At 72.5% G+C, this 5749-nt stretch carries 8 protein-coding genes; 4 read left to right on the forward strand and 4 right to left on the reverse strand.

Going from position 1 to position 5749, the window contains the following annotated elements; genetic code table 11:
- Positions 1 to 37 precede the first annotated feature (37 nt).
- Together AC1MIR_RS16140 and AC1MIR_RS16145 are read right to left on the reverse strand one after the other, a co-directional pair.
- Positions 38 to 610 carry a sigma-70 family RNA polymerase sigma factor gene (locus tag AC1MIR_RS16140; RefSeq protein ID WP_480029555.1) on the reverse strand — a complete coding sequence of 191 codons (573 nt, stop codon included), beginning with the start codon at positions 608 to 610 and terminating at the stop codon, positions 38 to 40.
- Between the two features lie 65 nt (positions 611 to 675).
- On the reverse strand, positions 676 to 1203 hold the full coding sequence (locus AC1MIR_RS16145; RefSeq protein ID WP_480029209.1) for a sigma-70 family RNA polymerase sigma factor: 528 nt from the start codon (positions 1201 to 1203) through the stop codon (positions 676 to 678).
- Between the two features lie 85 nt (positions 1204 to 1288).
- On the opposite strand from AC1MIR_RS16145, the gene AC1MIR_RS16150 reads away from it, so the two are divergent.
- The 3 genes from AC1MIR_RS16150 to AC1MIR_RS16160 all read left to right on the forward strand — a co-directional run bounded on the left by AC1MIR_RS16150 (position 1289) and on the right by AC1MIR_RS16160 (position 4322).
- Complete coding sequence (locus AC1MIR_RS16150) at positions 1289 to 2029, forward strand: PhyR family response regulator anti-anti-sigma factor (RefSeq protein ID WP_480029210.1); 741 nt, start codon at positions 1289 to 1291, stop codon at positions 2027 to 2029.
- Between the two features lie 91 nt (positions 2030 to 2120).
- The gene (locus AC1MIR_RS16155; protein ID WP_480029211.1) at positions 2121 to 2285 is read left to right on the forward strand and encodes a DUF1328 domain-containing protein; all 165 of its coding nucleotides are present in this window, start codon (positions 2121 to 2123) and stop codon (positions 2283 to 2285) included.
- A 168-nt stretch (positions 2286 to 2453) separates the two neighbouring features.
- Positions 2454 to 4322, forward strand: a complete 1869-nt coding sequence (locus AC1MIR_RS16160) for an ABC transporter ATP-binding protein/permease (protein ID WP_480029212.1) — start codon at positions 2454 to 2456, stop codon at positions 4320 to 4322.
- Between the two features lie 187 nt (positions 4323 to 4509).
- Here AC1MIR_RS16160 and AC1MIR_RS16165 read toward each other — a convergent pair whose 3' ends face one another.
- Positions 4510 to 4734 carry a YMGG-like glycine zipper-containing protein gene (locus AC1MIR_RS16165; protein ID WP_480029556.1) on the reverse strand — a complete coding sequence of 75 codons (225 nt, stop codon included), beginning with the start codon at positions 4732 to 4734 and terminating at the stop codon, positions 4510 to 4512.
- A 274-nt stretch (positions 4735 to 5008) separates the two neighbouring features.
- On the opposite strand from AC1MIR_RS16165, the gene AC1MIR_RS16170 reads away from it, so the two are divergent.
- A complete protein-coding gene (locus AC1MIR_RS16170) occupies positions 5009 to 5359 on the forward strand; it encodes a hypothetical protein (protein ID WP_480029213.1) in 351 nt (116 codons plus the stop codon).
- 35 nt (positions 5360 to 5394) lie between these two features.
- On the opposite strand, the gene AC1MIR_RS16175 is transcribed toward AC1MIR_RS16170, so the two are convergent.
- The coding region (locus tag AC1MIR_RS16175; RefSeq protein WP_480029214.1) for a pyridoxine 5'-phosphate synthase at positions 5395 to 5749 on the reverse strand (355 nt) is incomplete at its 5' end.

Here is a 5749-nt window from a genome sequence, read left to right on the forward strand (position 1 = left end):
CGCCGCTGACGCGGCGGCGCAACCAACCGGCACGATCCTAAGCGCCGCGCATAGTCTCGCCAAGCGCGGACGCGCTGTGGCGCGACGAGGAAGGCCGCGCCTTCTCCGTCTCCCGGCGCTCCGGCGCCTCGCCCTCCCCCATCATCCAGGCCTGCAGCTGGCGCCGCGCACGGAACACCCGGCTTTTCGCGGTGCCCACCGCGCAACCCGTGGTGGCGGCGACCTCCTCATAGGAGAGGCCCTGCAGGACGACCATGAACAGCGCCTCCCGCTGGTCCGCCGGAAGACGGTTCACGGCGTGGCCCAGCTCCTTCAGGACCAGCCGGTCCTCATGCGTCGCCGCCACGGCGAAGGCGCCGGCGGGGAGATCCTCGATATCCGTGGTCTCGCGCTGCTTGCGGAGGGTCGAGATGAAGCGGTTGCGCAGGATGCGGTGCATCCAGGCCGCGAAATTGGTGCCCGGCGTGAAGCTGTCCTGCGCCGCGAGGGCGTTGGCCACCGCGTCCTGCACCAGATCCTCGGCGGCGGCCCGGTTGCGCGCAAGCGCCAGCGCCTGCACGCGAAGGCGAGGCAGAAGGGCGACCAGCTGCGCGTGGAACTCGTTGGGCATCATCAACTCCCATCCTGATGCCCCCTATATGTCCGACGCCTGGCAAGGGTTGCGTCGCGCGCGGGTTATTCGATCACAGGGCCGAGAGCCTTCGCGAGGGCGGCGCGAGCGCGCGAGACACGCGCCTTCATCGTTCCCACCGGAACGCGGCAGATCGCAGCGGCCTGCTCATGCGTCATTCCCTGCGCGCCCACCAGCACCAGAGCTTCGCGAAGCGCCGGCGGCAACGCCGATACGGCACGACCAAGGTCCCGCATGCGCGCCGCCGTATCCTGCCCGCCGGCACGCGCCTCCTCTTCACGCGGATGTGACAGCGCCTGCTGCCGCTCCCGTCGCCGTCGGCGCCAATCCTCGCGGAAGGCGTTGCGCAGGATCGCGAGACCCCAGGCACGCATCGCTGCGCGCAGGTCGCCTTCGGCCGGGGCAGGCGGCTTGAATCCCTCCAGGCCGCGCAGCATGCGCAGAACGGCCTCCTGCACGAGGTCGTCCGCTTCCGCTCGCGACGCCGCGAGGAGTCGGGCCGCCGCACGCAATTCCGGCAACAACTCCGCGATGGTTGCGCGCTGGATCGTCCGCTCGTCTTGTTGCGCCACGCGCCACCGCATATCAGTTTCGTCCGAGGCTGGATCGCATGGGCGTGCCGCGTTGCCCAGGGGCCGAGCAGGGAATGACATCCAGATGAGCGACATGGACCGTTCGGCGTTGCTCCAGGCACTGCCCTTTGCGCGTCGGTTCGCCCGCGCGCTGGCGGGGAGCCAGGAGGACGGCGATGCGATGGTCGCCGAGACCCTGCGCGAGGGCGTGGAGCCACAGCCGGGGCCGGACGGTGCGAAGCTCGCGCTCTTCGCGGGCATTGCCCGCATCGCCCGCCGGCTGCCGGAGGACGGCCGCACGGCGCCGCCGACGCTCGGCCGAATGCTGCTCTTGCTGACCTCGCTGGAGGAACTCGACGTCGCCGCCGCCGCGACGGTGCTGGGTCTCGCAACGGAGGCTGCGGAAGCCGAACTCAGCGTCGCGCGAGACCAGTTGCGCGCCTCGACCGCCGCGCGCGTCCTCATCATCGAGGACGAGGCCATCATCGCAATGGACCTTCGGCTTCTGGTCGAGAGCGCGGGGCATGACGTGGTCGGCGTCGCGGCCACCGAGGATGAGGCGGTCGCCATCGCCGAGGCCGAGCGGCCCAGCCTCGTGCTGGCGGATGTGAATCTCGGGCATGGCGGGGACGGCGCCTCCGCGGTGGAGCGCATCCTCGCGCGGCATGCGACGCCGGTGATCTTCGTCACCGCCTATCCCGAGCGCCTGCTGACCGGACGGCGTGTCGAGCCCGCCTTCGTCATCGCAAAGCCCTTCGAGCCCACCGCGCTGGCCGTGGCCACCTACCAGGCGGTCACGCGCGGGCTGCCGATCGGCGCCGACTGAGCCGGGCGCCGGACACCGCCCCCGGCACTGCGCGCCAGGCAACCGGGCGCGCGGGACAGCGTTGCATCGCGCGCAACGGATGGAGGCGCAGATGCTCTACTGGACCCTGGTGTTCCTCGTCATCGCCCTGGTGGCCGGGCTGTTCGGCTTTGGCGGCATCGCCTCCGCCTCTGCCGGCGTGGCGCAGGTGCTCTTCGCGATCTTCGTGATCCTGTTCCTGGTCAGCCTGGTGTTCGGCCTCGTCCGCCGCCGCTGAAGGCGTGGCTGCGGTGCCGATCATGCGATCGCGCCTCGTCGTCCCGGGCCGTGCCACAAGCGGCGCGACGTGGCGGCATGAGTGCGCTGGGGACAGAGGCAGGCCAGCCGCGGAAGGCCGCGGCGCGGAGAGGATCCGCGTCGCGCCGGCGCCGCGGCGGGCCCGATCTTGAGCGCCTCGGAGGCGGACAGCGGGGCGATCGCCGCCGCAGCGGCACCGCGGCCAGGATTCGCCAGGCAACTCTGGCGCATCGCGCGCATCTATTTCGGCAACCCGGCCGATCGGCGGCGCGCCTGGGGCTATACGCTCGCGGTCGTCGGGATGACGGCGGTGCAGATCCTGGTGGAACTGCGCTTCAACACCTGGAACCGCGACTTCTTCAACGCGCTGGAGGCCAGGGACCGCGGCGCCTTCTACGGGCAGCTCGGCATCCTGGTGCTGCTGCTGCTCGCGGCGATGGCGAGCGCGGTTGCGCAGCTCTGGGCGAAGCAGATGCTGGCCCTCGACTGGCGACGCGCCCTCGTCTGGGATCTTCAGTCGCGCTGGCTGAGCCAGGGCACGCACTACCAGCTCGGTTTCCTCGGTGACGCTGCCGACAATCCCGACCAGCGGATCAGCGAGAACACGCGCTGGGCGACGACCCTGGCGGTGGATCTGCTCGTCGGCCTGCTCGGCTCCGTGCTGACGCTCGCCGCCTTCATCGGCGTGCTGTGGACCCTGTCAGGCCCGCTCCATGTCGCAGTGGCGCAGACCGACTTCGAGGTGCCCGGCTACATGGTGTGGTCGGCACTGGCCTATGCGACCATGGGCAGCCTGCTCACCTTCGCCCTCGGCGGGCCGATGGCGAGCATCAACACCCGCCGCAACCAGGCCGAGAGCGACCATCGGTTCATGCTCATCCGGCTGCGCGAGAACAGCGAGAGCGTGGCGCTGATCCGTGGCGAACCCGACGAGGATCGTGGCCTGCGCGCCGCCTTCGGCCGGGTCACCACCGTGATGAAGCAGCTCTACGGCCGCGAGCGCGCCCTGATGTATCTCACCTCGGCCTATGGGATGGCTGCAGGCGTGGTCCCGATCATCGTGGCCAGCCCGCGCTACTTCGCCGGCGTCATCACGCTCGGCGTGCTGATGCAGATCACGCAGGCCTTCCTGCAGGTGACGCGCAGCCTGAACTGGTTCGTGGACAAGTATCCGCTCATCGCCGAATGGCGCAGCCATGTGGAGCGCGTGGCGGAGCTCGATGACGGCATCGCCGCCGCGCGCGGGCTGGAGGCCGACCAGACCATCCGCCTGGTGCCCGGCTCCGGCGAGGGCGAGGACGAAATCCTCGCCTTCCGCGACCTGCAGATCGGCCAGGCCGCAGGCAATGTGGTGATCCAAGACGCGAACGCCGAGATCCACCCGGGCGAGAAGGTGCTGCTCGTCGGGGAGAGCGGAACGGGCAAGTCCACCCTGCTGCGGGCGATCGCCGGCCTCTGGCCCTGGGGCTCGGGAGAGATCCGCACACCGGCGCTGGAGCGCATGTTCTTCATGCCGCAGCGGCCCTACCTGCCGCTCGGCACGCTCCGCGGGGCGCTGGCCTACCCGGCTCCGCCAACCAGTTTTGCAGACGCGGCGATGCGGGCGGCGCTGGAACGCTGCGGCCTGTCAAGCTTCGCCGAACGGCTGGACGAGGAGCAGCGCTGGGATCGCGCCATGTCGCTCGGCGAGCAGCAGCGGCTTGCCTTCGCCAGGCTCCTGCTGCATCGGCCCGGCTGGATCTTCCTCGACGAGGCGACCTCCGCGCTGGACGAGGAGAACCAGGATTCGATGATGCGGCTCTTCACGGAGGAGCTCGCCGGCAGCGCCCTGTTCTCGATCGGGCATCGGCCAGGGCTCGAGCGGTATCACGACCGGACCCTGACGCTGCGCCGCGCCCCGGCCGGCGCGCGGCTGCAGATCCGCCGGAAAGCCGAGCCGGCGCGTGGCCCGCGTCGGTCCCGCAGGCTGGTGGCGGCGGGACAGGAGGTGCTTCGCCGCGTTCGCCGGCGGCGGTGACGCGGCCGGCACCCTGGACCGCGCACTCAGGGCGCGTCCTGCGGATCGGGGGGGGGGGACGGCTGCCTCCACCGTTCCAGCAGGTGCGCCACCCTTCCTCTGGGCAGCGCGACGCCAGGTGGCACCGCCCGGCGCGCCACCCGGCCCTCGCCCGCCGCCGGCCAACGACAGGGCCGGCGGCGACGGCTCAGCGCCAGATCGGCTTTCCGAGGTCCACCTGGCCCGAATTCGTGAGCGCTCCACCCGCCGCACCGGCGGCCCCGCCGATCAGCGCACCCGTCCCGGCGCTGCCGGCCAGCGAGCCGATCGCGGCCCCGGCACCCGCGCCGAGCAGTCCGCCCGAGACGGCCCTGTCGCCCGTGGTCTGCCCGCAGGCGCCAAGCAGCGCCGCCAGGCCGAGCACCATTCCCATCTTGCGCACCTCTGGTCTCCTTTCCCAATGCGATGGCGATGACGGAACGCGCCTTGCGCCAGGCGGTTCGGCGGCTGCGGGGCTTGAGCGGGCGGCGGCAGAAGGCTAAGGCAGCCGCGCGCGCCATCCCGCGAAGCCGTGAGCAGCAGGCGCCGGCCCCACCGCATCGCGCCCGGGCCGGGCGCCCCGGGGGGGGCGCCCCCCCCGCGGCGGGCCCCCCCCCCCCCCCCCCCCCCGGTGCCGTGTACGGTCCTGCAGCGGGAGTTCGCCTGGAATGTCGGATGTCGTGGTGCAACCTGCGGTGACGGCCGAGCCCGGCCTGGTCATGGCCGCGGTCGTCGAACTCGCCGAGGGTGGTCTTGCCGAGCGCATGCGCCTCGATGCGGCGGCGCGGGTGCTGGTCACCGCGCGTCGGATGCTGCGCATCGGGCCGCGCGAGGCGGCGGCGGGCCACGCGGCGGAGGTGGTGCTGCGGGTCGCCCGCGCCTGGGATCCGGCGGCGACCACGGCGGCCGAGCATGTCGAATCCCTGGCTCCCGTCCAGCTCGACGCCTTCCTCGCCGCCGCGCCGCGCTGGGCCGCTTCCGTGCGCGAGGCCAGCCTGCCGCAGCTGCGCGCCGCCTGACCGGGCCGAGCCGGGCCTGAGCCCGGCAGGGGCGTTCAGCCCCCGCGATGGCGGGCGATCAGCGCCTTCATCCGTCGCACCGCGGCCGGCAGGCCGGTGAACACCGCCTGCCCGACCAGGAAGTGCCCGATCGAGACTTCCGACACCTCAGGGATCCGCGCGATCCCGGCGATGGTGTCGAAGCTGAGCCCATGGCCGGCATGGCAGGCGAGGCCGGAAGCGGCCGCTTCCCGCGCCCCTGCCTGAAGCCGGCGCAGATGCGCCGGACGCGCCTCTGCCGGCGCATCGGCATAGGCGCCGGTGTGCAGCTCGATCGCATGCGCGCCGAGCGCCGGGCCCGCCCCCCGCAGGGCCCCCGCGGGGGGCCCCCACGAGGGCGGGCGGGAGGGC

The organism is Falsiroseomonas sp. RANM36, assembly GCF_056682175.1.